The sequence below is a fragment of the Streptomyces sp. 2A115 genome, assembly GCF_052245575.1.
Classification (GTDB): Bacteria; Actinomycetota; Actinomycetes; order Streptomycetales; family Streptomycetaceae; genus Streptomyces.
Genome location: NZ_JBQQCG010000124.1, coordinates 1 through 25180, shown reverse-complemented (window position 1 = coordinate 25180; position 25180 = coordinate 1). Strand labels below are relative to the sequence as shown.

The window sequence follows — 25180 nt, the reverse complement described above, 5'->3', positions numbered from 1 at the left end:
GCGTCGACATCGGCCTGGCCGGACAGCGGCGCGGTCGCGTAGGCCTCACCCGTCGCGGGGTTGACCACCTCTGTGGTCCGTCCATCGGCGGCATCGCGGAACTCTCCGTCGATGTAGTTGCGCAGACTGCGGAGAGTGGTCATCGTGCGTCTCCTCGGGGGTTCGGCCGGGCGGGCGTTGCGTCGCAGGCGGGAGGTCAGACTCTGCTGCCGGATGCGGTGTCGGACGACAGCCGCTGGGCGAGGTAGATCGGGATCACGGAGAGCAGGACAAGGACGGCGGCGACGACGTTGACCACCGGGGCCTGCTGGGGGCGGGCCATGTTGGAGAAGATCCAGACGGGCAGGGTCTGGATGCCGGGGCCCGCGGTGAAGGTGGTCACGACGATCTCGTCGAAGGACAGCGCGAAGGCCAGCAGCCCGCCCGCGACCAGCGCGGAGCGCACCAGCGGGAAGGTGATGTCGACGAAGGTGCGGAAGCTGGTGGCTCCGAGGTCCATGGCTGCTTCCTCGTACGAGCCGGGCATCCGCCGCAGCCGGGCGATGACGTTGTTGAAGACGACCACGATGCAGAAGGTGGCGTGGCCGACGACGACGGTGAACATGCCGAGCCCGACACCGAGCGGTTCGAGGACCGTGCGGAAGGCGGTGTTGAGCGCGACGCCGGTGACGATGCCGGGCAGGGCGATCGGCAGGACGACGAGGAAGGAGATGGTCTCGCGGCCGAAGAACTTGTAGCGCTGAACGGCGAAGGCGATGAGGGTGCCGAGGACCAGGGCGATGGCGGTGGCGCCGAGTCCGGCCTTGACGGAGGTCCACACGGCGTCGCGGGCGCCGGTGCTTTCCCAGGCGGCGGTCCACCAGTGGAAGGTGAGGCCGGGCGGCGGCCAGCCCGAACTGCGGTCGGGGTTGAGGGAGTTGACCAGGACCAGCAGCAGCGGGATGTAGATGACCGCGAAGCCGAGCCCGGCGGTGACGCGCAGGACGATGCGCGCGGGGCGGGAGAGATTCATCGTGGGGCCTTCGCTGTGCGTCGTACGGTCGGAGGGGTTCGGGGATTTCAGAGGCTCGGGGACTTCAGAGACTGCTGAGTGCTCCGGTGCGGCGCACAGCGAGCAGATAGAGCACGATGATCACCACGGGTACGGTGCCGAGGGCGGCGGCCAGCGGGACATCCAGGCTGATGTTGGAGTAGATGAGATTGCCGATGAGCTGGGTCTTTCCGCCGACGATCTGCACGGCGATGTAGTCGCCGAGGCTGAGTGAGAAGGTGAAGACCGAGCCGGCCGCGACGGACGGCAGGAGCATCGGCAGCACCACGGAGCGGAAGGTGCGTGCGGTGCGGGCGCCGAGGTCGGCGGAGGCGTCCAGCAGGTTGGCCGGGAGTTGTTCGAGTCCGGCGTGGATCGGCAGGATCATGTACGGCAGCCACAGATACGTCAGGACCAGGATGGTCGCGGTCAGTCCGTAGCCGGGGCCTTCGAGACCGAACGGGGCCAGCGCCCAGTCCAGCAGCCCGCCGTCGGCGAGGATGAGTCGCCAGGCGTACGCCTTGACCAGGTAGCTGGCCCAGAGCGGGGTGAGGATCGCGACGACCAGCAGCGGCCGCCACTTGGGATGGGCGATGCGGGCCGTGTAGAAGGCGATCGGGAAGGCGATCAGGGCGCACAGGGCGGTGACCGCGAGGGCTATGCCGACGCTGCGCAGGGCGACCTGGCGGTAGACGTCGGTGGTGAACAGGGCGGTGAAGTTGTCCGTGTTCCAGATCTTCACCACGTTCGAGGTGAAGCTGTCCGTGGTCCAGAACGCGGACATGAACAGCGCGGCGAGTGAGCCGAGGTAGGCCAGGACCAGCCAGGCGAGCGGCGCGGAGAGCAGCAGGGACAGTCGCAGCCGGGGGCGGCGGTGCAGGGTCCCGGCGAGCCGCCGGACAGGTCCGGCGGCAGGCACGGTGTTCGTCATCGGTCCTGGCCCTCAGCCCTTGATCTCGGTCCAGGCCTGGACCCACTTGGCGTACGGCACGCACTTGGCGTCCGTACGGCCGTCGATGCACTGAGCGATGGGCGTGGTCCAGTAGTGGACGTTCTTCCAGTACGCCTCGTCGCTCGCGTGGTACGTGGCGCAGTGGTTCTTGTCAGCGGTCAGCTCGCAGGACTCGGCATTGGACGGGGCCTCGCCGAAGTACTCGGCGACCTGGGCGTTCACCTCGGGCGAGATGATCCAGTCCATCCACTTGTAGGCGCAGTTGGGGTGTTCGGCCTTGGCGGAGAGCATCCAGGTGTCGGACCAGCCCGTGGCGCCCTCCTCCGGGAGCACCGCCTCGACGTCGGCCTTCTCGGCCTTGGCGGCGTTGACGATGACCTGCCAGGTGGTGCCGATGACGGAGTCGCCGCTCTTGAAGGCCGAGACCTCCTTGAGGTAGTCGCTCCAGTACTCGCCGATGTTGGCGTTCTGCTCCTTCAGCAGGGCGACGGATGCGTCGAACTGCTTCTGGTCCAGGGCGTACGGGTTCTTGATGCCCAGGTCGGGCTGGGTCTTCATCAGGTAGAGCGCGGCGTCCGCGATGTAGATCGGGGAGTCGTACGCGGTGACCTTGCCCTGGTACTCCGAGCCCTTGTCGAAGACCGCGGACCAGGAGGTGGGGGCGGGCTTGACCTTCTGCGTGTTGTACATGAGGAGGTTGGCACCGCGGCCGTGCGGGACGCCGTAGGGCACATCCTTGACGGTGTTCCAGTCCTTGTTCTTCAACCCCTCGAAGACATCGGCGTAGTTGGGGGTCAGGTCGGTGTTGACGGGCGCCGCGTCCCCGGAGGCGATGAGCCGCAGCGAGGCGTCGCCGGAGGCGGACACGGCGTCGTACTGGCCGGTCTTCATCAGGCTGACCATCTCGTCGGAGGAGGCCGCGGTCTTGGTGTTGACCTGACAGCCGGTCTCCTTCTCGAAGTCGGAGACCCAGTCGACCTCCGGGTCGTTGGTGCCGTCCTCGACATAGCCGGCCCAGGCGATGAGGTTGACCTCGCCCTCGGTCTTGCCGAGCTTCTCCTGGGCCTTGAGGTCCGGCGGGTTCAGGCCGGAGGCGGCGGAGTCGGAGCCGGAGCCGTCGGACGAGCCGCAGGCGGTGGCGAGAAGCAGGACACCGACTGCGGTGGCCGCCTTGAGCGAATGGGACATGCGCACGGGAATCTCCACGGGAAGGGGAAGGGGAAGGAGACGGCACGAGCCAAGGGCGGCACGAGCCGGGGACGGGGAGGGGACGGCACCGGGCCAGGGGACGGCACAGGCTCAGGGGGACGGACGCGGGTCCAGGGGGACGGACACGGGGCTACGCGCGTGCAGCGGTGTGGCCAGCGGATACAGAGAGGTGGCTACTGAGATGCCCGGTCCGCTTCCAGGGCCACTTCCGGAACACGGAAGTTGTGGCGGTGGTGCCACTGGAGCCTGACCCGGGAGCCGCGGTAGGCGGCGACGTCCTCGGACGAGGTCTCCAGGTTCTGCTGGAGGGCGGTGAGCCGCCCGCCTGCGTCGAGGTCGACCAGGAAACGGGTCGCGTCCCCCAGGTAGACGACCTCGGCGACCGTACCGACGGCGGTGGAGTGCTCCGGCTCGTCGACGTTCTCGGAGTCCTTCACCACCCGGATCTTCTCCGGGCGGACGCTGTACGTGCCGACCTTGCCCACCACCTGCTCGGCGGCCTCGCCGGTGAGCAGGTTGGAGGTGCCGACGAAGCCCGCGACGAAGGGGGTGGCCGGTCGTTCGTAGATCTCGGCCGGTGTGCCGATCTGTTCGACGCGGCCCTGGTTGAACACCGCGATCCGGTCGCTCATCGTCAGCGCTTCCTCCTGATCGTGCGTGACGAAGACGAAGGTGATGCCGACCTCGCGCTGGATCGCCTTCAGCTCGATCTGCATCTGCTCGCGCAGCTTGAGGTCGAGGGCGCCGAGCGGTTCGTCGAGCAGCAGGACCTTGGGGCGGCCGACCAGGGCGCGGGCGAGTGCCACGCGCTGCCGCTGCCCGCCGGACAGCTGGGACGGGCGGCGCGTGCCGAAGTCCGCGAGCCGTACGCTCGCCAGCGCCTCCCGGGCCTGCTTCAGCCGCTCGGCTCTGGGAACCTTGCGGACCTTGAGGCCGTAGGCGACGTTCTGTTCCAGGGTCATGTGCGGGAAGAGCGCGTAGTCCTGGAACACGGTGTGCACATCGCGTTCGAAGGGTGCCAGGCGGGTGACGTCGGAACCCGCGAGCTCAATGGTGCCGCTGGTGGGAGCCTCGAAGCCGGCGATCATCCGGAGCACCGTGGTCTTGCCCGAGCCGGACGGACCCAGCATCGAGAAGAACTCGCCGTCCGCTATCTGCAGATCGACTCCGGCCACGGCCTCTGTCCGGCCGAACGCCTTGCGCAGGCTCTGCAGCCGGATCGCCATTCCCTCCATGAGCGGAACCTTTCTGGTGCTGTCGGACGTTGGTCCGTAAACATATGAAGTCATAGTTCTAATTTCAAGACCCCGTTAAGGTAACGGCTGAGTCAAAAAGCAAGGTGGTGGCCGTGAACCGAGACAAAACGGGCGTTCGAAGAGTCGTCTTCACCCCCGTCGACACCCTGGCCCGGGTGGACGCCGTCGTTCGGAGGCTCGGTGACGCCATAGACCTCGGGCTGCTGGCCGACGGTGAGCAGTTGCCCGGCGAGACCGAACTCGCCACTCAGCTCGGCGTCTCCACCGTGACCTTGCGCGAAGCCCTCATGGCTCTGCGTCAGCAGGGCCTGGTCACCACCCGCAGGGGCCGCGGCGGAGGCAGCTTCGTCACCGTGCCCGACGGGCCGGCGGAAGACCGGCTCCGGGCCCGCCTCTCCGACTGGAGCACCGAGGAACTCCGCGACCTCTCCGACCATTGGGCGGCCGTCTCGGGCGCCGCCGCGCGACTCGCCTCCCAGCGCACCGAACCCGAGGACCTGCAACAGCTGCACAGGTCCCTGAAAGACCTGACGGGCGCGGAGGACACCGCGGCGCGCAGCCGGATCTATGGACGCTTCCATGTCGAACTGGCCGCGGCCGCTCAGTCCGTCCGGCTGACCAAGGCGGAGGTCACCCTCCAGACCGAGGTAGGAGCGCTGATGCGCCTCGTACTCGGCGAGGACGCGTACCTCAAGGACGTATTGGTTCGTCACCGCGCCGTAATCTCGGCGGTGCATGATGGTGAGGAAAACCGTGCCAGGGACCTGGCCGAACAATGCGTGCAGACCTCCATGACGCGCCTGATCGAACTCCGCCTCGGTTCTGCCCGTGGCGCGCGCGGTCCCCGTCCGAAGGAGGACCCCCATGGGCAGCGATCCCCGTCTCGTGCACGCCTCGGCAGCGGTTCTTGACGAGCTGACGGTCGCCGATGTGGCGGCCCGTGTCCGTGACGCGCTCGAAGGAGTCTTCGACGCCGTGTGCCGGACGGGGGCGGACACGGAGGCGGTGCTCACCGCGGCCGGCACGGACGGCCGCCGCCCTGTCTCGGCCGATCTCGCGGCTCTGCGCCCCGGGCTGCACGCCCGCCTCAACCGGTACGACCTGGTCTCGGGGGTCGGCTTCGTGGCGGCGCCCGGGCTGCTCGGCGACGTCCCGGCATGCCTGGAGTGGTGGCAGACCACCGCGGACGGGGCCCTCCGGCCGCTACTGCTGGATCTGGACCCGGAGCACTCGGCGTACTACGACTACACCCACTGGGACTGGTTCACGCTGCCCCGCGACACCGGACAGCGGGCGGTCGCGGGACCCTACGTCGACTATCTCTGCTCGGACGAGTACAGCCTCACGCTCTCCGCACCGGTGATGGTCGAGGGCCGCTTCATGGGAGTGGCCGCGGCCGACGTCTATCTGCGGCATTTCGAAGCAGGCGTCGTGCCGACACTCCAATGCCTGCCGGGACCCGCCCGCCTGGTCAACGCGCGCGGCCGCGTCGCCGCCTCCACCGACCCTCATCACCTGGCCGGATCGCTCACCAAGGGCCCGGACTTCGCGGCCGTGCTGGCCGGACCGGCAGACGGTGCAGAACACGGCGGGCTGCAGCTGCGCCCCTGCGACGGCGTCCCACTGATACTGGTGACAGCGGCCCAAGGCACGTAACCCGGGCGCCCGCACTCCCCAGTCCCCCGCACAAGGCGCTGCGCCGACTACGACCTGGCGGCCGCCGAAGCCCGCCGGCCACGAGACCGGTGACGTCGCATACGTTCCGCGCCGGATGGCCGGCACGCTCCCCCTTGATGTAGCGCATATGCCCTGTGCCATACTCGGCGACGCTTTTGCAGTTCCGAGTCGGGGGATCATCGTTGAAGCTCAAGCATGCCGCTTCAGGCAGCGTACCCACTGCCAACATGGGAGCCCCGGTCAACCGCTCCGGCGGCGCCAGATGAACGGCATAGCACTCACGACCCCGTATCAGGACACCGACGCCGACCAGCTCTCGTTCACACTCGGCGACCCCGACTGCGAGGCGCTCGCCGTACGCGACCTGACAATCGGCGGGCTCGACGTGCAGCTCAGGCTCCTGGGCGCCTCACATCAGGTCTTCGCAGGGCCGGTCCGCGAAACCGTGGCCTGCCTGCCCGACGTCGAGGGGGGCCTGCCGGACGGTGCCGCTCGGGACTTCCACGACTGGACGTACTCCTTCAGCGCCCACGTCCAGGGCTTCACCGCACCGGAGTTCAGCGCGCAGGTGGAACGTATCCGCAGCCGGTCGGACGAACACCCCCTGGCGCTGTACGGGATCTTCCCCGGCTCCCCGGAGGCAGTCACCGCCATGGCTGTCGAGCGGCAGAGCACGGGACTTGGCTGGCGCACCTGGCACACCTACCCGCAGAGCCGCCGGATCGTGGCAACACGCACCCGGCTGGAGGCCCGATGAAGACCGTCAGACGCATCAGCGTGGTGTCCCTCGCCGCGGTTGCGCTCGCCGCCTGTTCCGGGAGTTCGGACGGCGGCAACGAAGTACCGTCGAGCTGGATCCGCAAGGAGTACCGCGGAAGCGGCGTGAACTATGTGGACCGGGGCGACACGCCTTCCGCGGTCGCGGACGAGATCCACGGCCACAAGTCGTCCCAGGACCGCGTCAGCGACGACGGCAGGGTCTTCCTGCGCTACCGCGACGACATCGTGGCCATCACCCCCCTCCGAAGTGGCAGCCGGATCGAGATCGACGACTACCGCAGGGGTTACTCCCGCTGGCGATCCCACATCGGGTCCGTGTGGCCGGATCCGGACAGCGATGCCTTCCGCGGCGGTGGCCCCGGCTCCGGCAAGTGACCAACCGCAGGACACCCATCCCAATCCCCGACGACGTCTTCGAAAGGCACCCCCTGTGGCAGAGATCCTGGAGTCGGCAGGCACCGCCCTGCTCTACGGCCTGGCCGGCTTCGTCGTGATGGCGGTCGGTTTCATCGCACTCGACCTCGTCACCCCCGGAAAGCTCGTGCACGTGGTGTGGACGGAGCGCAACCGCGGTGCCGCCGTGCTCCTCGCCGGCCAGACGGTCGCCATCGGCCTCGTCGTCGACCAGTCCATCAGGTCGAGCGAATCCGAGCAGGGCCTCGGCTACGGCCTGTTCAGCACGCTGCTGTACGGCCTCGCCGGAGTCGCCGTCATGACACTGATCTCCTGCATCGTCGGTCTGCTGACCCCCGGCCGCATGGGTGCCGCGGTGCTCGACGACAACGGTGACCGCCCCCATCCCGCCGCCTGGGTCCAGGCGGCGATGTATATCGGCACGGCCTTCATGGTCGGCGCCGCGGTCTCCTGAACCCGCCATGAGCACCACGGTCACGGGCGACACAACTCCAGCCACGACCACGGCACAGCCGCCCGCGCCCTACTCGCGGGGGGCGCGTTTCCTGCTGCTGCTCGCGGTGTTCATCTGCGCGGCCTGCGGACTGGTCTACGAACTGGCGCTGACGGCGCTGGGCAGTTACCTCATCGGCAACTCCGTGATGCAGACCTCCGTGGTCATCTCCGTCATGGTCTTCGCCATGGGCATCGGTTCACTGGCGGCCAAACCCCTGCAACGGCGCGCGGTCGGCGCCTTCGCCCTGGTCGAGGCCGTACTGGCCCTCGTCGGAGGCCTGTCAGCGCTCATCCTGTACGTGTCGTTCGCCTGGCTGCGGCTCTACATGCCCGCCATGGTGACGGTCTCGTTCACCATCGGCCTCCTCATCGGGGCGGAGATTCCCCTGCTGATGACGCTGCTGCAGCGGATCAGGCGGCAGGAGGCAGGCAGCGCGGTCGCCGACATGTTCGCCGCGGACTACGTCGGAGCGCTGGTCGGCGGCCTGTGCTTCCCGCTGCTGCTTCTGCCCACCTTCGGCCAGCTCAAGGGCGCGCTGGTGGTGGGCGCGGTCAATGCCGTGGCCGGCGTCATCGTCGTCCTGTGGATCTTCCGCCACCGGATACGCCGTGTCGTCCGCATTTCGCTGCTGACCGGGGCGGCTGCCGTCCTTGCCGTACTCGGCACGGTGTACGTACTGGCGGAGGACATCGAGGTGAGCGCGCGTCAGCAGCTGTACCGCGACCCGATCGTCCATGCCGAGACCACGCCGTATCAGGACATCGTCATCACCCAGTCCACCGCGTTCACCGAGGGTTCTGACACACGGCTGTTCCTCAACGGCGACCTGCAGTTCTCCTCCGTCGACGAGTACCGCTACCACGAGGCACTCGTCCACCCCGCCCTGTCGGGAAAGCGCTCGTCCGTACTGATCCTGGGCGGTGGAGACGCGCTGGCCCTGCGGGAAGTGCTGCGCTACGACGACGTCGAGGAGGTGACGCTGGTCGACCTCGACCCGGCGATGACCCGGCTCGCCCGTACGTTCGCTCCCCTGCTCGAACTCAACGACGACGCGCTCGGTGACCCGCGGGTCACCGTCGTCAACGCTGACGCCTTCAACTGGCTGCGGGATGCCGGTCGGCGCTATGACGCAGTCGTGATCGACTTTCCGGACCCGGACACGGCCTCACTGGCCAAGCTCTACAGCGTCGAGTTCTACCACTTGCTGGGCCAGGTCCTGAATCCCGGAAGCCAAGTCGTGGTGCAGGGCGGCTCTCCGTTCTTCGCTCCCAAGACGTACTGGTCCATCGCCGCCACGATCGGCAAGGCCGACTACACGACCACCGAGTACCAGGTGGACGTCCCCAGCTTCGGCAACTGGGGCTTCATCCTGGCCACCCCCGACACCGGAGGGCAACCGCCGCCACTGCGCCTGGCCGAGGCCGCCCCGCCGTTGCGTTTCCTGGACGACGCCGTCCTCGAAGCCGCTGCCGTCTTCCCCGTGGACCGCCGCCGCCAGGACGTTCGAGCAAGCACCCTGATGGATCCCGCGGTGCTCGAGTACACCCGACATGAGTGGCAGAACTACTGAGTTGAGAACCTCGGTCTCCGGATGGGAAGGCGCGCCGCGCCCGCCCCGAAGCGAAGCTTCTTCTCTCCGCTCACCGGACCGCTCAGGAGAAGTCCGCGGCGGTGATGCCGTCGGGGTGTCCAGGCGGCCACTCCACCAACTCGATCCGGTAGCCATCCGGGTCGGTGAGCCACGACGTCTTCGGGCCGTGAGGCCCGCCCGGGTACTGGACAGGTCCCGGCTCCAGGCCGGCGTCGGTCAGCCGTTCCAGGGTGGCGGCCAGTGCGTGCACCTGGATCGCGAGGTGGTCGAAACCGCTGCCCACGTCGACGCGTCCGCCAACGGGACGGTGGACCAGTTCGAGCGAGGCCGCCGGTTCGCCGGGGAACTTGAGGATCACGAGGTGACTCCCGTCCCCGCCGTCGACCCTGCCCAGCTCGACGTAGCCCACGGCGGTGTAGAAATCGAGCGAGCGGTCCAGGTCGGTGACGCGGTAGGCGACGAAGAGCGTCTTCATGCGGCTTCCTCGGGGCGGCGTACCCGGTAGCGGAGGTGCGTGACGTCTCGGTCCTCGAGCCGTCGGACGAGGTCGAGTTCGATGTGCTCATCACCGAGGTGGTCGAAGAGTCGTCGGCCGTCCCCGAGGAGAACATGAACCAGGTGGATCTCCATCTCGTCGATGTGCCCCGCCCAGAGGAGCGCTTGGGCCGCGCCCGCCCCATGGACCATGACCGGCAGGTCCCCCGGCGGCCGCGCGAGCCTGACGGGCGCAGTCCTCGACGTCGGTGACGAATCGCGCGTGGCCGGGTGGCACGTCCCCGTCATCCACATGGTGGGTGAGGACGAAGATCGGCACACCGTCGTGATGGTCCCCCTGCCAACGCCCGGCGAGTTCGAAGGTCCGACGGCCGGAGATTACCGCGCCGGTCGCCAGCGCCTCGCGATACACCTGTCCGCTGGGACCGTCGGATTCCCGGTCGTCGAGCCAGTTGAAAAGACGTCCACCGGCGCGTCCGAGCTCCTGGCCCGGTCGATCGTCCGGACCGGCAATGTAGCCGTCGAGCGACATCGACATGTACAGCCGAATCGGATTGCTCATTCTGGCCCCCATCTCACCTCCATGGCTTGGGGATGCTCCGCTTCTCGCTCCGCTTCTCGCCCCATCGGGGCGGGAATGCCACAGTGGAAGACTTCAGACAGCAGGCAAACTCATCGGCCTGACGAGGCGTAAATCAAGAGCAGTCGATCAGTTGCGGTGATTCAGCCTGCGTGAGCCTCGGGGCGTTCGACGAGCCGACCGCGTTCGAAGCAAGCTCCGGCCCGCAGCCCTGGTGCCCGACCTGGGCGCTTCGCAGCTCCCCTTTTCCAATGGGTCCGCCAAGCCGAGGCCGACCAGGGCGACCGGCCCGATCTGCTCACCACCGCCGACAAGGGTGAACTCGCGACAGCAGTGAACTCTCCCAACTCGGCTTGAGGAACGCCGAGTTGGGAGGGCGAACGAGATCCTGACAGCCACCTGGGTGTTTATCGCGAATGAGCTCGACCAGCCCGGCACGAGGCCGACGCGGTGATCAACCACCTCCGCTACGACTTCGGGGTCGAGCCGGTCTGCCGGGAGCTGAACCTTTCGGTCTCTGCGTTCAAGGCCCGCCGCAAGCGGCCGAACTCTGCCCGGCGCCTGCACGACGAGCAACTGCTGGCACAGATCGGCCACGTTCTAGCGCGACGATCACCAGGCTTGAAGGGGAACAGATCGCCTACCGTCGGGAGTACGCGATCACGGCCCTCTACGACTGGACGGACACCTGACGTCAGTCCTCGTGTCCGGCCGGGGGCAGCAGGGCACCAGCCCGGCAGCCGACGAAGGACGCGTTGGGGCAGAAGGCGTCAAAGCCCATTCCGTAGCGGGCGAAGGACCCCCACGTCGCCACGCGGACCTCGGGGTACTCGGCCTCGGTGAACGCCTTGCCCTGGAGGTCCTTCAGAGCCCGCAGGATGGCGTCGCGGGCGGTGAGGAGGGACGGGTTCTTGGGCGTGAGTTTCAGGCCGTCGGCGACAGCCTGCCAGACGATTCGGTAGCCGCGTTCCTTGCTGCCCAGTTTCGCGCTGACCCGGCGGATCACCTCCATGAGCGCGGCGCACCAGATCTCGCCGACGTTGTGGATCTTCGTGTAGTCGAGCCCGTTCACGAACTGACCGATGTTGCCGAAGTCGCCGGGGTACCGGTCGTCGTACGGTCGCTGACGGATGCCACCCGCGTTGGCGACCACCCAGTCACCGACGACGGTGTGCTCCCGCTCCTGGGAGAAGTTTGGGATGGTGAGCGCGAAGAAGTCCGACCAGCCTTCGCCCATCGCCCGGGACTGGTTCTCACCCAGACCGTTGGCATCATGCAGGCCACCGACCAGCCGGTTGGTCACACCGTGCGTGAACTCGTGGAAGACGACGTGCGCGTCGTTGGCCGTGTGCCGTCCGGTCGAGGAGACCAGACCCATGTTCATCTCCGCTGCCAGGCCGTCGGCGCGCGTGAGCATATTGGCCGTGCCGAAGACCGGCCCAGGATGGGCGAGGGCTACGACCGGGTCGGCGCCTCGGCCCAGACCCGAGAAATTGACGGTCTGGAAGTTGCCGTGCTCCTCCGTGAAATCGAGCATCACGAAGAAGTCGTGCATGTAGTTGCAGAAGAAGAAGATGTTGGTGACGAGTTGATCCGGCGTGTCGGGGTTCGGAGCGAACACCCCGTTGCCCGCCTGGTCGACGTCGACCTCGACGCTCTCACCGGTGTCCCCGTCGACGGCCTGCACGTTGTTCCCGACGGTCGCCACATGCCCGTTCTGCCGCGTGACCCAGGGCCCAGGGAACCCGGGCAACGGAGTCGGCGGGGGTTCTACCGGGTAGTCGGTCAGCGGCAGCGGGAAGGAAGCCAGGGCGAACCCGGTCTCGACCGGGTTCTGCCGGAACACCAATCCTCCGACGACATGATTCGTCAGGTCCTGGAGATACAGCACCTGGGGTGCCGCCGCGTCCGCCGTCCTGTCGTCGGCCTCCACGAGCGCGTGGTACTGCACGGCCCCCTTCGCGCGAGAGAACGTGAAAGACCAGGCGAGACGGACGTCATCGCCCATGTAGAAGTACACCAGGCGACCGGGGATCGCATCGTCGAAGGCGCCTGCCTCGAACGTCATCGGCTGGTCGTTGCTCGCCTGGGAGCTGAGTCGGCGGAAGCCGGCCGAGATGTCCAAGCCCGGCAGCTCGTCGGTGCCGAACGGGCCTTCGATCGTGACCGGTTCGGCGGCCTTCGCGGCACCGGCGGCCAGGGCTGTCTCGACCGGCACCGTCGGCATCGTGGGGACGTTGCCCGGCAGGCTCGCCGTGTCGCCGACGACCCTGTCCACCGTGCCGTCGTTGCGCAGCCACACCTTGGGAGCCATGCCCCACACGTCGATGCCGTTGAGCGTCTGCTGGAGGCTGACCACGCGTATGCCGCCGCTCGTGGCCGTCACCTTCGGATCGGCCTCGAACTCGGCGGGTTCTCCAGCAGCGAAGCCGATCGCCCCCGAGATGGAGGAGAGATACTCCTTGGCCCGAGCGATGTAGTCGCCGTCGGCGGCCTCGGCGCCTGCCCGGTTGGCGAGGCCGGCCGGTGCGCCCTCCACCCGTAGCTCGGTCAGGTGCCCGGTGAAGCGGTTCACCTTGCTGCCCTCGGCGATGAGGGTGTGATGCACCGATTGCGCCACGCGATCGGTCTCGGCGAGGAACGCCTCGGCGCCCGGGACTCTGGCGAGCCGGTCGTACCCCAGGTCTCGCTTGTCGATCAGCTGTGTCATGAGGGATCCTCCTGTCGCGGGCGCGAGGCCCGGTGTCGGCTGTCCTACGGGTTACAGGCCCGCGAGGGTCAGAGCGGTCGCCGTGACGGAGCGGGCGACCGTGGCCGCGAACTGCGGGCTGTGGTCCTGGTCCAGGAGGGTGTCTCCCGGGGTGTGGTATTGCCGGGTGCCCGTGCCAGGCCCGCCGTCGCGGGCGAAAATGTCCTCGGAAACGGCGACGGCCGCCCACCCTCGCTCGTGGAAGCTCGCGTGGTCGCTGCGCCCTATCGCCGGATCGGAGGGGCCCGTGAGCTGCTGAACCGTCACCGCAGGGTCGATGGCGGGGACGGTGTCCGCGACGAGAGCACCCAGCGCGTCGGATGCGCCCACGACCGGACCCGGCACCGAGGAACCGGCGTGGATCTCGACGGTCGGTGTGCTGCCCTGCTGACGACCCGCGATCATGTCCATCTGGAAGACGCCGGCGATGCGCTCGTCCGCCGCGGCGGCGGCCCGGGCGTAGAACTTGCTGCCGACCAGGCCCTGTTCCTCGGCGTTGAAGAGCACGAAGCGCACACTCCGGGTCGGCGCCCTGCCCGCTGCGAGCAATGTGTGCAGGCACTCGGACGCGGCCATGACTGCGGCGGTTCCGCTGCCGTCGTCGTCGGCGCCCGGTGCGGGGTCCACGGCGGGATCGTACGGGCGCGAGTCGCCGTTCTCGTCGACGAATTCACCGCTGGAGGCGGTGGAATCCAGGTGCGCGGTGATGAGCACCGTGGAATCCGCCCCGGCGACGGAGTGCTCGGCCTCCACGTTGAACAACCGGTGCCCGCGCCACCGGAATTGGTGCAGTCGTACCGCCAGGTCGAGGTTCTGGAAACGGTCTGCGAGCGCCTCGACTACCCGGGGGTTGTCAGGGGCGGACGCGTCCCGGCTGCGCACCAGCATCGCCTCGCCGTCTCTGAGCGGCTCGACACCGGAGATGCGCGCGACATGGCCACGCAGTACCTCGGGCGTCACGGCCGCGCGCACCGCGGCGATCGTCTCGGGGGAAGGGCTCGCATCACCGGCTGCCGACGCTTGAGGGCCCGGCTCCGCCATGCTTTCCGCCGGGCCGATGGCAAGTCCTTGCGCCCATGCCTCTCCAGGGCGGGAGAGGAGTGCCGGGTCCGGAAGCAGTCGCTCGGTGTGTCCGGGCTTCGCGCCCGGCAGGTGGACGTCCTCGATCGGGGCGCCGGCGGGTACGGCGACGTAGACACCGCCCGGCGCGGCACCCAGCGGGAGGAGGGGCGGGGTCGTGGCTCCGGCGAGTTCGTCGGCAACGAGGCCGAAAGCAGACGTGGCACGCGTCGTCGCCCCGTCCGGGGCATCCGCGAAGCCCTGGGCGGGGGTGAGGGGACGGTCGTCGCGGATCAGGAAGGCCGCTGTCTCCTCCACCGACCCCCGCAAGTCCACCGTGAACCCGGCCTGTTCGAGTGCCGCGGCGCCGCGCATGCTCGCCATGGCCAGGACGAGCCGCGCGGAGGCGATGTGCACGGGGACGACCTCGGTCTGGTTCGCGACCGCTTCCAGCGCGGGCAGCCCTCGGCCCTCAGGCAGTTCGATCCGCGCCCAGAGAACGGGACGGTTGTCCACGGCGGCGCGGGTGAACACGGGGTGGGCCGCCGTACGCAGCCCGGCTTCCCTGGCGAATGCGCGCTCCTGGTGCTCCTCGCCCACGAAGACGCAGTCGCCGGCCGCCGAGGCCGGTGTCCCCTCCCCCGCCGTGCGGACGACCGCCTCGTCGAAGATCTCCCGGCTATTCTTGGGGCCCCAGTGCGCGAGCGCGTTGTCCGTGAAACGGTCGGGGAACGCCTCCCGCAGGGCCGACGCGGCCCGCTCCGTGGCGCCTTCACTCGAGCCGGGGTTGGAAATGACGCCCTTGCGTACGTCGCGGAAGGCATCGAGCACTGCGAGGACACGTGGGCGGGGCAGCAACGTCAGGGACCCGTCTGCCTCCTCTCGGGCATCCGCCAAGGTCGCTCCTATGTCAAAGAAGAGCACGGGCATTTGGGTGCCTCCGCGAAGTGAAGCGGTCCCGGAATCGACACGTGACCGAGTGGAACGGCCCGGGCAGCAACGGCCGTTGAAGAGCGAACGAAGCCGCAGGCGCGGGTGTCGCGCAGTACGGGTGTCGCGCAGTACGGGGAACCCAGACGGCCCACGCCGTCTGCCCACGGCCGCATACGCCGCTCCGGGAATGGAACCCCGACCACTCCATGGTCCGCCTTCAGTTGCGCTTCCGCATCCCGGGATGTAAGCGAATGCCGTGACTCTGTTGGTGATGTTGGCGGGGTGCTGACACCTGGTCCGGGGGGTGCTTGTCCGGGTGTGAGCGGGGCGGTGCCGGCGGTGGGGGTGGTCGCGATATCGCTGCGGCGGGGCCGCCAGACACTGATCCGCACCGACTCCGCCGGCGGCACCCACTGTCCTGTCTCAACGAAGTCAGTCGTCTGTATGCCGTTGACCTGTGTGGACTGGATTGAGTGAGACTCGTGGACTGCGTTCACTGATACAGACCGCAAGTCCCGTCTGTATCCGCCGTCGGGGTATGGGATCGGTCTGCCGCCAGACGGGCGTGACAGCATGCGGCCATGCCTGTCCCGCACCCCAACGGGGATTACGCGATCACCGCGATGTATTCCGTTCCCGATGACGCCTGGTACTTGGAACTGGATCTCGTCGCCGAGCAACGAAACCTTGTGACCGCGATCGTCCCCGACGAGGACCCGGCGCGGGAGCCCACGGTGTGTTTCTACCCTGACGGTAGTCACCTGGACGTCCCATACGAGGTCATGCGCTGGTTCATGGACCAGGTCGAGGAGGAGATCCGCACGTCCCGCGCCTGGATGCGGCTGCGGCCCGACCTCGTCGAGGCCATCTACCAGTTGCGCCAGGAGTACATGGGCGCCATCGATGACGACAGCTTTCCTCATGTCCTGGAGGAGGTGCGCGCCGCGGTCCCCGAGGCTGACCTCCCCGCCGTTCTTGCGGCTGCCTTCGGCCGAAAGCCCGACGGAACCACCGCCGACCATCTACAAGTCCTCCGGCCCGCAGATGGCCAAGGAGACAGGACCTGAGTTCACTGAGACAGAAGCCCGAACGACTCCGTTCGTTGCGAAGCGACTCGGTTGAGTGAGACGGGACAGCCACGCCTTCCTCCACAGGGGACGACGTTCGCGGTCCGTTGCGAGGCGACCGTCCTCGTCGCTGCCCTCAACGAGTGGCTGTGACCAGCACGGTCACGCAACGCCTAATCGTCAAGCTCGGTGAAGAGAGTGAGCTGAAGAGCGCCCGGTGCCTCAAGCCGCGAGTTGAGTGAGTTCCAGGGGGTGCGCGTCGGCTCGGCGATCACCTGGGCTCCGGCGGCGGCCAGCTTCGCGGTTTTGGCGACCGAGTCGTCGACCTGGAAGGCAACGCGAATGTGGCCGGCTACTCGCCGCCCGACCTCGACTTCGTCGATGAAGGCAGCGTGGTTCGGATCAGTCAGCTCCAAGGTGGCCCGGCCGGCGTCAAGGATGGTGACCCGTCCATCGGGAGAGGCGAACGCTCCGCGCTCGGTCAGGCCAAGGACGTCGCGGTAGAAGTGCAGCGCCGCCTCGTAGTCGGCTGCCGTGACCACTAAGCGGAGTTCACGCACGGCGGGTTCGTCGGTCATGCCGGCTCCTTCGAGATCTCGAATACTGACTGGTCAACCCAGTGATCGGCCGGACGATTCCCCGGCCGGGCGGGTGCGATGATCTCGCCACCGCTGCACGACCGTGCTGGTCGCCGCCGTCAACGACTGTGACCTGCGCCTTCGATACATGACCAAGTGCCAGGGCACTGACGGCCGGACGGGAGGTAAGGGGCCCCGATGGATGGCAGCCGGACGGGGCCCTACTCCAGAGACTGCACGCAGCCGTTTACACACCGTGGCACGCTCGCAGCGCACGAAGCTATTTCGCCCGCGTCACAGTCACGACCGCGTGCCTGGTCATACCCAACAAGACCGCCACGACCGCGTCGTGCGGGGTTGTACGGATCCCCCGGCGACGAACGCGCGTGTCCCGGTGGGCCCGCCCCCGCGAGGAGCTGTGCGAGCCGTGCGAGCCGTGCCCGAACTGGCGTCACCGGACCGGTGGCCGCGCTGAAATGGCTCAGTGGGTGCCCGCGCCTGATACGCCTACCTGCAGCGCCGGTCGAGCCCGGTGACGGCACTCGACGCCTGTCGGCACCCGCCCCGACCAGACTGCCCAGCCGAACCGCGGGCCGAGACGAAAGGCCGAGTGGCCCTGGGGCGTGTCCGGCGGATCCTGCCGGAGGCGTTGCCGGGAGCGGCCCCCTCGTATGCCTGGGTTCGGCCGGGGAGCAGGGGTCCGGCCGCTCAGTTCTCGCCCAGTCCTGCCTGACGGGCCCGGACAATGGCCTCTGCTCGGGTGGCTGCCTGGAGCTTGGTCAGGATGTTGGACAAGTGGTTGCGCACTGTCTTGGGACTGAGTACGAGGCGCCTGGAGATCGTCAGGTTGTCCGGGCCTCTGGCTACCAGGTCCAGGACCTCGCGCTCCCGCGCGGTCAGCTCGGGCAGGGCCACGGGTGGAGCGCCGGCGGACCGCAGGCCCGTCAAGTAGGCGACGGCTCGTGAGGCGACCGCGGGGCCGAGGATCACCTCGCCGTTCGCGACGGCTCGTACCGCCCTTTCGATCTCGTCGGGTGCCGCGCCCTTGAGGAGATAGCCCCGGGCCCCGGCCCGCATCGAGGCGAAGACGGAATCGTCGTCGTCCAGCATGGTCACCACGAGGACGGCCGTTCCTGGCCGGATGCGCAGGATCTCCCGTGTGGCCTCCACGCCCGACGGCGTCCGGTCGCCCAGGTGCAGGTCCATGATGACCACTTCGGGGCGGTGTGTCCGGGCCGCTGCCAGGGCCGCTTCCAGGTCCTCGGCCTCGGCCACCACCATCAGCCCGGGCAGCGAGTCGAGCAGCGCGGTCATGCCCATACGGAACACGGGGTGGTCGTCGACGACGACGATCCGCAGCGCCGCGTCCCCCGAGGTCTCCGGAACCGTCTCAACCGCCTTACCGGACACGGCCGCTCACCTCGTCCTCCTGCCGCTCCCGCCAGTCGGCCTCGTGGCTGAGGGGCACGCTGAGGTCGATACGGGTGCCGCGGCCGCCCTCGCCCGACTGCCAGGTGATCGTGCCTCCGAGGGTCTCGGCGCGTTCCCGCAGAGACTGGGTGCCGACACCGGGGCGGGCCACCGGGCCGATGCCGCGGCCGTCGTCCTCAACGCTCACCGTCAGCCGCGGGCCCGCGCCGGGAGCGAGGCCCGCCAAGGTCACCGTGCAGGTTCGGGCCCCGGCGTGCCGCGCGACGTTGCGCAGGGCTTCGGCGACGACGGCGTACACCGTGCCTGCGACGTCCGGGGGTACGTCGCGTACGGCTGCCGTCGATGCTTGTGTCGCCATGGCCGCCCCACCTCGCATGTCGGAGGAGGCCGCTTCGATCTCCGTGGGCGCTGCCGACGCCGGTGCGTCGGGCGGGACCGCTGCCCCGCCGCCATCCGGTGCGGAGGCCTCGCTGTCGGCGCGTACGACGACTTGGAGACCATCCGCCTCGTAGCGCATGACCAGTTCACGCAAGGCCGGTACCAGCCCCAGCTCGGCGAGTACCGGTGGTACCAACCCACGGGCAAGGACGCGGACTTCGTCGACGCGGGCATCGGCCTCCGTACGAAGGCGGGTGAGCAGCGGGGCTGCCGGCGAGTCGGCGGGGAGCAGATTGGCTGCTGCGGCGAGGCCGAGGCCGATGCCGGCCAGGGCGGGGCCCAGCTGGTCGTGGAGTTCCCGGCGCAGGGCGCGGCGCTCGTCGTCGCGGGCCGCGGCGAGCCGGCCGCGGGACTCGCGAAGCTCCCGGGTGACGGCGGCGAGGTGGACCGCGGTCGCGACGATGGGGGCGACCTCGTCGAGTGCGGTACGGGCGCGTCGGTCGAGTCGTTCGCCGGGGCGCGCGGTCACCACGAGCGTGCCGACAAGACGCTGCCGTACGACGAGGGGGACCGAAACCGGCTGCGCCCCGACCGGTTCGCCGACGGTGACCAGGGGTTCCCTGTCTTCGTCCAGCACCCGCACCGACCAGAGGTTGAAGGACGCGGCCACGCTCTCCGCCATGCCGATGAGCACCTCCTGTGGACCGGCCGCGCTGCCCAGGTGACGGCCGACCCGGCTGAGCGCGCCGGCCGCCGCCTCGCCGTGCACGAGCCGGTTCACGCGTCGCTGCAGCCATCCGCGGGCGGGCTGGATGCCGGCCGCGGGCGCGGCGGTCGCCAGAACCCGGCCCAACGTTCCCTCGCCGGGCAGCAGCAGCGCCAGCACGGCGACCGTCAGGAAGTACCCGGCGACGAGCAGGCCGGTGAGCAGCCACCACACCAGCGCGCGGCTGACCACGAGGTCGATGCCCCACAGCTGCTGTCGCAGTACCGCGACCAGTACGGCGGCCGGGAAGAACGCCTGCGAGGCGAGGTGCGTCAGCGGCGTGAAGAGCCGCAGTGCCGCCGGTCCCCCGCCCTCCCACAGGACCAGGGGCAGGAATGTCGCCGCGACCAGTGCCGTACCGATCGCGAGCCAGCCCAGGCCGCGCACTGCCGGATCCCGCCACCGCCGCCAGGCCGCGTGGGCGGCGGCGCCCAGGCCGAGCGCGACGACCCCGCCGATCAGCACGCGCTGCGCGGGCTCGACCAGCCGTGCCCAGTCCGCATCGCGCAGCGGCAGCGGTGCGAACGACTCGCCGGTCGCGGGCCACGGCCATGGATCGGTCAGCCGGACCGCGAGCAGGGCCGCGATCAGGACGATCCCGCCGCCGATCGCGGCCCTCATCCCACGCGACATGGCGGTGTCCGACACCAGATACGGAACGATCAGGATGAGCGCCAGAGTCCCCGGCACCCAGGCCGTGCCCTGCATGATCGACCAGGACGGCGGTATCGCGTCGGGACCGGCGTCCTGCTCCCACAGCACGACCAGTTGGGCCGTGACCGCGGCGACGCCCCCGCCGACCGCGGTCAGCGCGACCAGCCAGGCCACCGGGTGCCGGCGCCGGCTCAGGACGACCGCCGCGACCAGGCCGTACACCAGGGCGTCCGCCGTGTCGACGACGAAGTACCACTGGGTCGAGTCCCACGGGGCGCCCGCCAGGCCCATCAGGACCAGGGCGGTCGCCGCGAGACCCCACGTGATCACGAGCACACTGACGGCGGGGACCAGATGGCCCCCGCCGTCTCCGCCCCGCCGGGCCGGTATGCCTGTTCCCCCCACAGGCCAAGCCTCGCAGCGGGTGCTCGTGGTTGTCACCGCGACGCCGTCGTCAGTGCGCCGTCGCTACGTCGAACGTGTAGCCCTGCTGCCGCTTAAGGCGTACGACGTTCGCGGCGTCCGGGTCAGTCGTGAACTGCCCCCGGGTGGAGTGACCCGCAGTCAGTCGAGCGCGGGCCCGCGGCCGAAGGCGAACGCGATGCCGAGCACCAGCAGATACGGCACGCCCACGAACAGCGCCATGTACTGGAACGGCAGCACCTGCGTGACCAGAGCCAGGAAGCCGAAGATCAGGCTCACGACGCCGATCCAGCGACTCACCGCACCCTGCCGGAACGCCGCGACGGCGAGCGCGGCGGCGGTGAGCAGCAACCCCGACCACACCCATCCGTACGTACCGAGCTGGGCGAGTTCGCCGATGACCGTGTCGGGGTCGGTCTTGTCGGCCATCCGCAGGTTGTGGAACGCCTCCGTGCCCATCCCGGCGCCGACCAGGCTCATCACACCGATCAGCAGCATGCCCAGATACGCCGTCGTCGGCACCAGACTGCCCGCGGGGCACTGCCGCTCGAGGCGGCGCCGCAGCCCGGCCCCGAAGAGGACCGCGCCCAGCGCGGCCGCCGTGAACGCCAGCTGGGTGACGAACACCCAGCCCTGGGCGGAGCCGCCGAGACTGTCCACCATGCGCGCGTTGTCGCGCATGTCGGCGTCATCGAACGCCCACAGCGGCCCTGCCGCGACGGACACTGTGATGCCGCCGAGCGCGGTGACGATGCCTCCCCAGGCCCAGCCGCGGCTCTCCATAGCCGCACGTGGCGGCTTGCGGACGGCGTGGTGGCCGGTTGTGGTCGGATCGGAAAGCGGAGTGGCCATGGTTCCCCCGTGGAGTAGTGCCGCCTGCGAACTCGTGCCGTCCGGCCGCTTCGGGCCGACGGTGCTGACGTGCAGGGCAACCATGGCGCGCCCGGTGTCCCGGCGGCATGGGGCCGGTGTCCCGTTCCGTCGGGCGGGACACCGGTCGGGGCACCGTCACCGACGGTTCAACCAGGGTCTTCTCGAACCGATCCGGCTCCGTCGTACATGCCCTCGGCGAGGAAGGCCTCACAGGGCGAACGGCGGCGCATCACGCCGACAGCGGTGCCTGGTTGGCCATGTCGCTCTGGACGGGGCTCTGGCACAGAACTTGGGGAGGGATCGCGGAGCGTCACCTCGGTGTTCGACTATGAGGGTTCGAGCTCGCTGTCCCGTCTCATTGGAAGTGAGCTGTTGTTGACGCTGTGACCAGGGCGGCGCGGGTTCAGTGAGATGAGTCAGGCTCAGGGCATGTCGGTGGTAGTGCTCCATTTCGCGCGGCGTTCCGTCGCCCTTCACTGGTCCTGCGCCGTACGACCCTTCCTCGCGGACCGGGGAGGCCACTCAACGCGCAGCGGCGTCCGTGAGGATCGCCCGAAGTCGTGCCCGGCACTCGGCGACGAAGGCGGGGAAGGTGTGCCAGTAATAGGAGATGCCACTGACACCCACTGCGATCGCCCAGGCGCGGGCGCGGGCCCAGGTCACATCGTCGAGGTCCAAGGTGTCCCAGTAGGCCCGTCGTGCTTGTGGCGGCAGGTCCCAGAGTGTGGAGTGCTCGGCATCGGGAAAGCCGACCGAGAGTCCTCCGAAGTCGATGACTGCCTGGAGCTTGCCTTCCCGGACCAGGAGGTTGGTCGGCTTCAGGTCGCCGTGGAGCCACACGTGAGGTCCGGAGGGCTCGGGCAGCGCGAGCGCGGCTCGCCACAACTGTTCCAGAGGGTCAACGTCGAGTTCAGAACCCACAGTGGCTCGGCAATCGTCGAGACACCTGGCGATCCACTGGTCGCATGGCCCCAAGCTGCCTCCGCGGTACCAGCTGAGGCCATCCGCGCGGGTCGCTCCCATGAGGTCGATGCCGTGGAGTTCCCTCACGACCGCCGCCAGGTCGGCTCCGAAGGCGCCCCAGTCCTGGACGGTGGCAGGGCCGGCCTCGTCGCCGTCAATCCAGCGGTAGACCGACCAGACGAGAGGGAAGACGTCGGTGGGCGTCCCAACGTGGACAGGCTCGGGAATCGGACATGCCAGGAAGGGCGCCAGGCGAGGAAGCCATTCCTGCTCCTTTCGCACAGACCGTCCCTTGTCGGCGGTTCGTGGAAGTCGCACGAGCAAGTCATCGCCCAGCCGATACATGGTGTTGTCCGTGCCCGCGCCTGCGGGCGACAACGGCAGGTCAGCCCACTCTGGGCGCTGTGCCTTCAGCAGCGACCGGACCAGCGTCTCGTCGACTGGGATCTCATCCTCGTGAAGCGTCACATCGCAAATCCCACCGCAAGGGGGAACGAGAAGCCAGTGACTTTCCGAACGAGGCAGGTTCACTGAGACGAGGAAGCGCCGACCGGGAGGCCGAGCAGGCCACAGGGCACTCCATCAGGTCTTTGGTTGTTCCACGCCGTTCTTGCTTGTGATCGGTGACGGTGCTGTGATGAAGGTCGAGGCATCGTTTTGGGACTCTCTCGCGTTCGACGGCATCGATGACGTGGATGTCGAGGCGGTGACCGCTCCCTTCGGCACGGTCGATGTGGTGGCGAGAGGCCGGGCGGCCGGGCGGCGGGTCCGGATTGCGGTCGCTTCTCGGACCGAGTGCACGACTGCTATCAGCGCGGGTTGAAGGATCTCCCGCTCCGCGAGTAGAGCGTCGTGTTCCTGTTGAAGGTCCGGGGTTTCAACTGTGGAGCGGCGGACTGCCCGCGCCGCACATTCGCCGAGCCGTTCGCTCAATTGACTGCCCGTACGCACGCTTCACCACTCGGATCAACCACGTCCTGGAACGTGTCGGGCTCGCGCTTGCCGGACGGGCGGGTGCTCGTCCGGTAGATCAACTGGGCCTGCGCGCAGGGCGGATGACCTTGTTGCGCAGGGTCATGGCGCTGCCGGATCCGCTGTTCAGCACGCCGCGGGTGCTGGGTGTGGACGGATTTCGCGATCTGCCTCTTCGACCGTCTCGACCTCTGGGTGCACCCGACCGTGCTCGGCGTCGGGAAGAAGGTGTTCGACGGTGGCGCGGTGCCCACGAACGTCACACTCCTCGAACCGCCGGTAGCCGGTCCGAAGGGCACCGTGTATCTGCGCTGCGGGCTCGCCGATGGCACGCCCGGGACGGCGGGCCTGAGCGCACCTGATCGCGGTGCCGGGCGGGACGACTGAAGCCGACCCGCGCCAGGTGGGTCCGTGTCGTCGGCGGTGAATCCAGAAGAAGGCGGGCGGCCGTCGACGTGCAGGCCCCCGGTCTGGGGCACCGTTCATTTGCAGCCCGAAGCACCGACAAGACTCGCCCGATTTCCAACCGGCTTGACGTATGCCGATATAGGAATATGATAACCGCCATGGCACGAGCAGCGACGACGTCGGACGCGTTCAACGCGATCGCCGAGCCGCAGCGCCGGGACATCCTGGCGCTGCTGCGGGCGGGTGAGCGGCCAGTGACCGACCTGGCCCAGGAGCTGGGGATCAGCCAGCCGGGGGCGTCCAAGCACCTACGGGTACTCCGGGAGGTAGGACTGGTGCGGGTCCGCGGGGCGGGCAAGCAGCGCCTCTACGGCCTGGACGCCCGCGGGCTGCGGCCGGTCCACGAGTGGGTCGGCGGATTCGAGCAGTTCTGGAACGAGAGTTTCGACCGGCTGGACACCTACGTGCAGGACCTCAAACGGACACGGCAGGAGGAATGACCGATGACAGGGCCAAGGCAAGAAACGCGGGCGGAGCCGGCGACGGCCGACCGGGAGATCGTGATCTCCCGGGTCATCGACGCCCCGCGGGAGCTGGTGTTCGAGGCGTTCACCGAGGTCCGGCACCTGTCGCGGTGGTGGGGTCCGGAGGGATTCACCACCACCACACGGTCCTTCGAGTTCCGCGAGGGTGGGGAGTGGGACTTCGTGCTGCACGGGCCGGACGGGACCGACTACTCCGAGTGGATCCGCTGGCTGCAAATCGCCCCGCCGGAGCGGATCGCGCTGCTGCACGGTGAGTCCCGCGGCGACCCGAACGCCTTCGAGTCGGTCCTGACCTTCACGCCGGACGGCTCGGCGACCCGGATCGTGATGCGCACGGTGTTCCCCACCAAGGAACTGCGCGACGAGGCGGTCGAGAAGTACCACGCGATCGAGGGCGGCCAGCAGACCCTGAGCAACCTGGCGGCCTACGTCACCGACCTCGCACGGAAGAGGGCGGAGGGCTGATGGCCGGGAAGGTGTTCTTCAGCGTGACGATGTCGCTGGACGGCTTCATCGCGCCCGAGCCCGTGCCCGCTGACGACTTCCTCGCGCCCGATAAGCAGGACGACCCGGACGTTCAGCGCTGGATGGCGCAGTGGACGGAGCTGCAGCAGTGGGCCTTCCCGCTGCGGTTCATCCGGGAGAACCTGAAGCTGGGCGAGGGCGGCGAGGAGGGCCGCGACAACGACATCGCGCGGGAGACGTTCGAGCGCACCGGCGCCAGCGTCATGGGCAAGCGCATGTTCGACCTCGGCGAGCAGGCATGGCCGGAGGAGGCGCCCTTCCACACCCCGGTCTTCGTCGTGACGCACACCAAGCGTGACCCGTGGGAGCGGCCCGGCGGCACCACGTTCCACTTCGTCAACGACGGCATCGAGCCCGCCCTCGACCAGGCCCGGGG

24 protein-coding genes and 2 pseudogenes are annotated in these 25180 nt (G+C 68.9%); 12 read left to right on the top strand and 14 right to left on the bottom strand.

What is annotated here, in order from left to right; translation table 11 throughout:
* The 5 genes and pseudogenes from ACTWQR_RS51845 to ACTWQR_RS51825 all read right to left on the bottom strand — a co-directional run.
* A pseudogene (locus ACTWQR_RS51845) lies at positions 1-143 on the bottom strand (gamma-aminobutyraldehyde dehydrogenase); the annotation flags it as partial.
* A gap of 53 nt (positions 144-196) precedes the next feature.
* Positions 197-1012, bottom strand: a complete 816-nt coding sequence (locus ACTWQR_RS51840) for an ABC transporter permease (protein WP_443234336.1) — start codon at positions 1010-1012, stop codon at positions 197-199.
* Positions 1013-1076: 64 nt separating this feature from the next.
* Positions 1077-1961 (bottom strand): ABC transporter permease, encoded by an 885-nt coding sequence (locus tag ACTWQR_RS51835; RefSeq protein WP_443234335.1) that lies wholly within the window; start codon positions 1959-1961, stop codon positions 1077-1079.
* 12 nt (positions 1962-1973) lie between these two features.
* Positions 1974-3170 (bottom strand): ABC transporter substrate-binding protein, encoded by a 1197-nt coding sequence (locus ACTWQR_RS51830; protein ID WP_443234337.1) that lies wholly within the window; start codon positions 3168-3170, stop codon positions 1974-1976.
* 194 nt (positions 3171-3364) lie between these two features.
* The gene (locus ACTWQR_RS51825) at positions 3365-4426 is read right to left on the bottom strand and encodes an ABC transporter ATP-binding protein (RefSeq protein WP_443234334.1); all 1062 of its coding nucleotides are present in this window, start codon (positions 4424-4426) and stop codon (positions 3365-3367) included.
* Positions 4427-4539: 113 nt separating this feature from the next.
* Here ACTWQR_RS51825 and ACTWQR_RS51820 point away from each other — a divergent pair, with 113 nt between their 5' ends.
* The 6 genes from ACTWQR_RS51820 (at position 4540) to ACTWQR_RS51795 (ending at position 9384) form a co-directional block, all read left to right on the top strand.
* Positions 4540-5358: a FadR/GntR family transcriptional regulator gene (locus ACTWQR_RS51820; protein WP_443234333.1), complete on the top strand. Its 819-nt coding sequence runs from the start codon at positions 4540-4542 to the stop codon at positions 5356-5358.
* Positions 5312-6103: a cache domain-containing protein gene (locus ACTWQR_RS51815; protein WP_443234332.1), complete on the top strand. Its 792-nt coding sequence runs from the start codon at positions 5312-5314 to the stop codon at positions 6101-6103. Before ACTWQR_RS51820 ends, ACTWQR_RS51815 begins: the two co-directional genes overlap by 47 nt.
* A 283-nt stretch (positions 6104-6386) precedes the next feature.
* Positions 6387-6881: a DUF2617 family protein gene (locus ACTWQR_RS51810; protein WP_443234331.1), complete on the top strand. Its 495-nt coding sequence runs from the start codon at positions 6387-6389 to the stop codon at positions 6879-6881.
* Positions 6878-7279: a DUF4247 domain-containing protein gene (locus tag ACTWQR_RS51805; protein WP_443234330.1), complete on the top strand. Its 402-nt coding sequence runs from the start codon at positions 6878-6880 to the stop codon at positions 7277-7279. Before ACTWQR_RS51810 ends, ACTWQR_RS51805 begins: the two co-directional genes overlap by 4 nt.
* Before the next feature lie 55 nt (positions 7280-7334).
* Positions 7335-7772 (top strand): DUF350 domain-containing protein, encoded by a 438-nt coding sequence (locus ACTWQR_RS51800; protein WP_443234329.1) that lies wholly within the window; start codon positions 7335-7337, stop codon positions 7770-7772.
* A 7-nt stretch (positions 7773-7779) separates the two neighbouring features.
* Positions 7780-9384 carry a polyamine aminopropyltransferase gene (locus ACTWQR_RS51795; RefSeq protein WP_443234328.1) on the top strand — a complete coding sequence of 535 codons (1605 nt, stop codon included), beginning with the start codon at positions 7780-7782 and terminating at the stop codon, positions 9382-9384.
* 82 nt (positions 9385-9466) lie between these two features.
* Here ACTWQR_RS51795 and ACTWQR_RS51790 read toward each other — a convergent pair whose 3' ends face one another.
* From ACTWQR_RS51790 to ACTWQR_RS51775, 4 genes and pseudogenes are all read right to left on the bottom strand, one after another.
* Positions 9467-9880 carry a VOC family protein gene (locus tag ACTWQR_RS51790; RefSeq protein WP_443234327.1) on the bottom strand — a complete coding sequence of 138 codons (414 nt, stop codon included), beginning with the start codon at positions 9878-9880 and terminating at the stop codon, positions 9467-9469.
* Positions 9877-10462 (bottom strand): annotated as a pseudogene (locus ACTWQR_RS51785) (dihydrofolate reductase family protein). Before ACTWQR_RS51785 ends, ACTWQR_RS51790 begins: the two are co-directional and overlap by 4 nt.
* Positions 10463-11174: 712 nt before the next feature.
* Positions 11175-13190 (bottom strand): M36 family metallopeptidase, encoded by a 2016-nt coding sequence (locus ACTWQR_RS51780; RefSeq protein WP_443234326.1) that lies wholly within the window; start codon positions 13188-13190, stop codon positions 11175-11177.
* Between the two features lie 51 nt (positions 13191-13241).
* Entirely contained in the window at positions 13242-15185 is a 1944-nt protein-coding gene (locus ACTWQR_RS51775; protein ID WP_443234325.1) for a M28 family metallopeptidase, read from the bottom strand.
* Between the two features lie 617 nt (positions 15186-15802).
* Between ACTWQR_RS51775 and ACTWQR_RS51770 the strand changes: the two genes are divergently transcribed.
* Positions 15803-16288: a hypothetical protein gene (locus tag ACTWQR_RS51770; protein ID WP_443234324.1), complete on the top strand. Its 486-nt coding sequence runs from the start codon at positions 15803-15805 to the stop codon at positions 16286-16288.
* A gap of 173 nt (positions 16289-16461) precedes the next feature.
* On the opposite strand, the gene ACTWQR_RS51765 is transcribed toward ACTWQR_RS51770, so the two are convergent.
* The 5 genes from ACTWQR_RS51765 to ACTWQR_RS51745 form a co-directional block, all read right to left on the bottom strand.
* Positions 16462-16866: a VOC family protein gene (locus tag ACTWQR_RS51765; protein WP_443234323.1), complete on the bottom strand. Its 405-nt coding sequence runs from the start codon at positions 16864-16866 to the stop codon at positions 16462-16464.
* 708 nt (positions 16867-17574) lie between these two features.
* Positions 17575-18276, bottom strand: a complete 702-nt coding sequence (locus ACTWQR_RS51760) for a response regulator (protein WP_443234322.1) — start codon at positions 18274-18276, stop codon at positions 17575-17577.
* Positions 18266-20425, bottom strand: coding sequence for a sensor histidine kinase (locus tag ACTWQR_RS51755; protein WP_443234321.1), 2160 nt, complete (start codon positions 20423-20425; stop codon positions 18266-18268). The genes ACTWQR_RS51760 and ACTWQR_RS51755 overlap by 11 nt, the downstream gene beginning before the upstream one ends.
* A gap of 234 nt (positions 20426-20659) precedes the next feature.
* Complete coding sequence (locus tag ACTWQR_RS51750; RefSeq protein WP_443234320.1) at positions 20660-21370, bottom strand: hypothetical protein; 711 nt, start codon at positions 21368-21370, stop codon at positions 20660-20662.
* Positions 21371-21913: 543 nt separating this feature from the next.
* Positions 21914-22822 (bottom strand): aminoglycoside phosphotransferase family protein, encoded by a 909-nt coding sequence (locus tag ACTWQR_RS51745; protein ID WP_443234319.1) that lies wholly within the window; start codon positions 22820-22822, stop codon positions 21914-21916.
* Between the two features lie 169 nt (positions 22823-22991).
* Here ACTWQR_RS51745 and ACTWQR_RS51740 point away from each other — a divergent pair, with 169 nt between their 5' ends.
* The 5 genes from ACTWQR_RS51740 to ACTWQR_RS51720 form a co-directional block, all read left to right on the top strand.
* Positions 22992-23177, top strand: coding sequence for a hypothetical protein (locus ACTWQR_RS51740; RefSeq protein WP_443234318.1), 186 nt, complete (start codon positions 22992-22994; stop codon positions 23175-23177).
* 296 nt (positions 23178-23473) lie between these two features.
* Positions 23474-23713: a hypothetical protein gene (locus tag ACTWQR_RS51735; RefSeq protein ID WP_443234317.1), complete on the top strand. Its 240-nt coding sequence runs from the start codon at positions 23474-23476 to the stop codon at positions 23711-23713.
* 179 nt (positions 23714-23892) lie between these two features.
* On the top strand, positions 23893-24234 hold the full coding sequence (locus ACTWQR_RS51730; RefSeq protein WP_443234316.1) for an ArsR/SmtB family transcription factor: 342 nt from the start codon (positions 23893-23895) through the stop codon (positions 24232-24234).
* 3 nt (positions 24235-24237) lie between these two features.
* A complete protein-coding gene (locus tag ACTWQR_RS51725) occupies positions 24238-24744 on the top strand; it encodes an SRPBCC family protein (protein WP_443234315.1) in 507 nt (168 codons plus the stop codon).
* Positions 24744-25180 (top strand): dihydrofolate reductase family protein (locus ACTWQR_RS51720; RefSeq protein WP_443234314.1); only part of this gene is annotated, 437 nt, incomplete at its 3' end. The genes ACTWQR_RS51725 and ACTWQR_RS51720, both read left to right, overlap by 1 nt.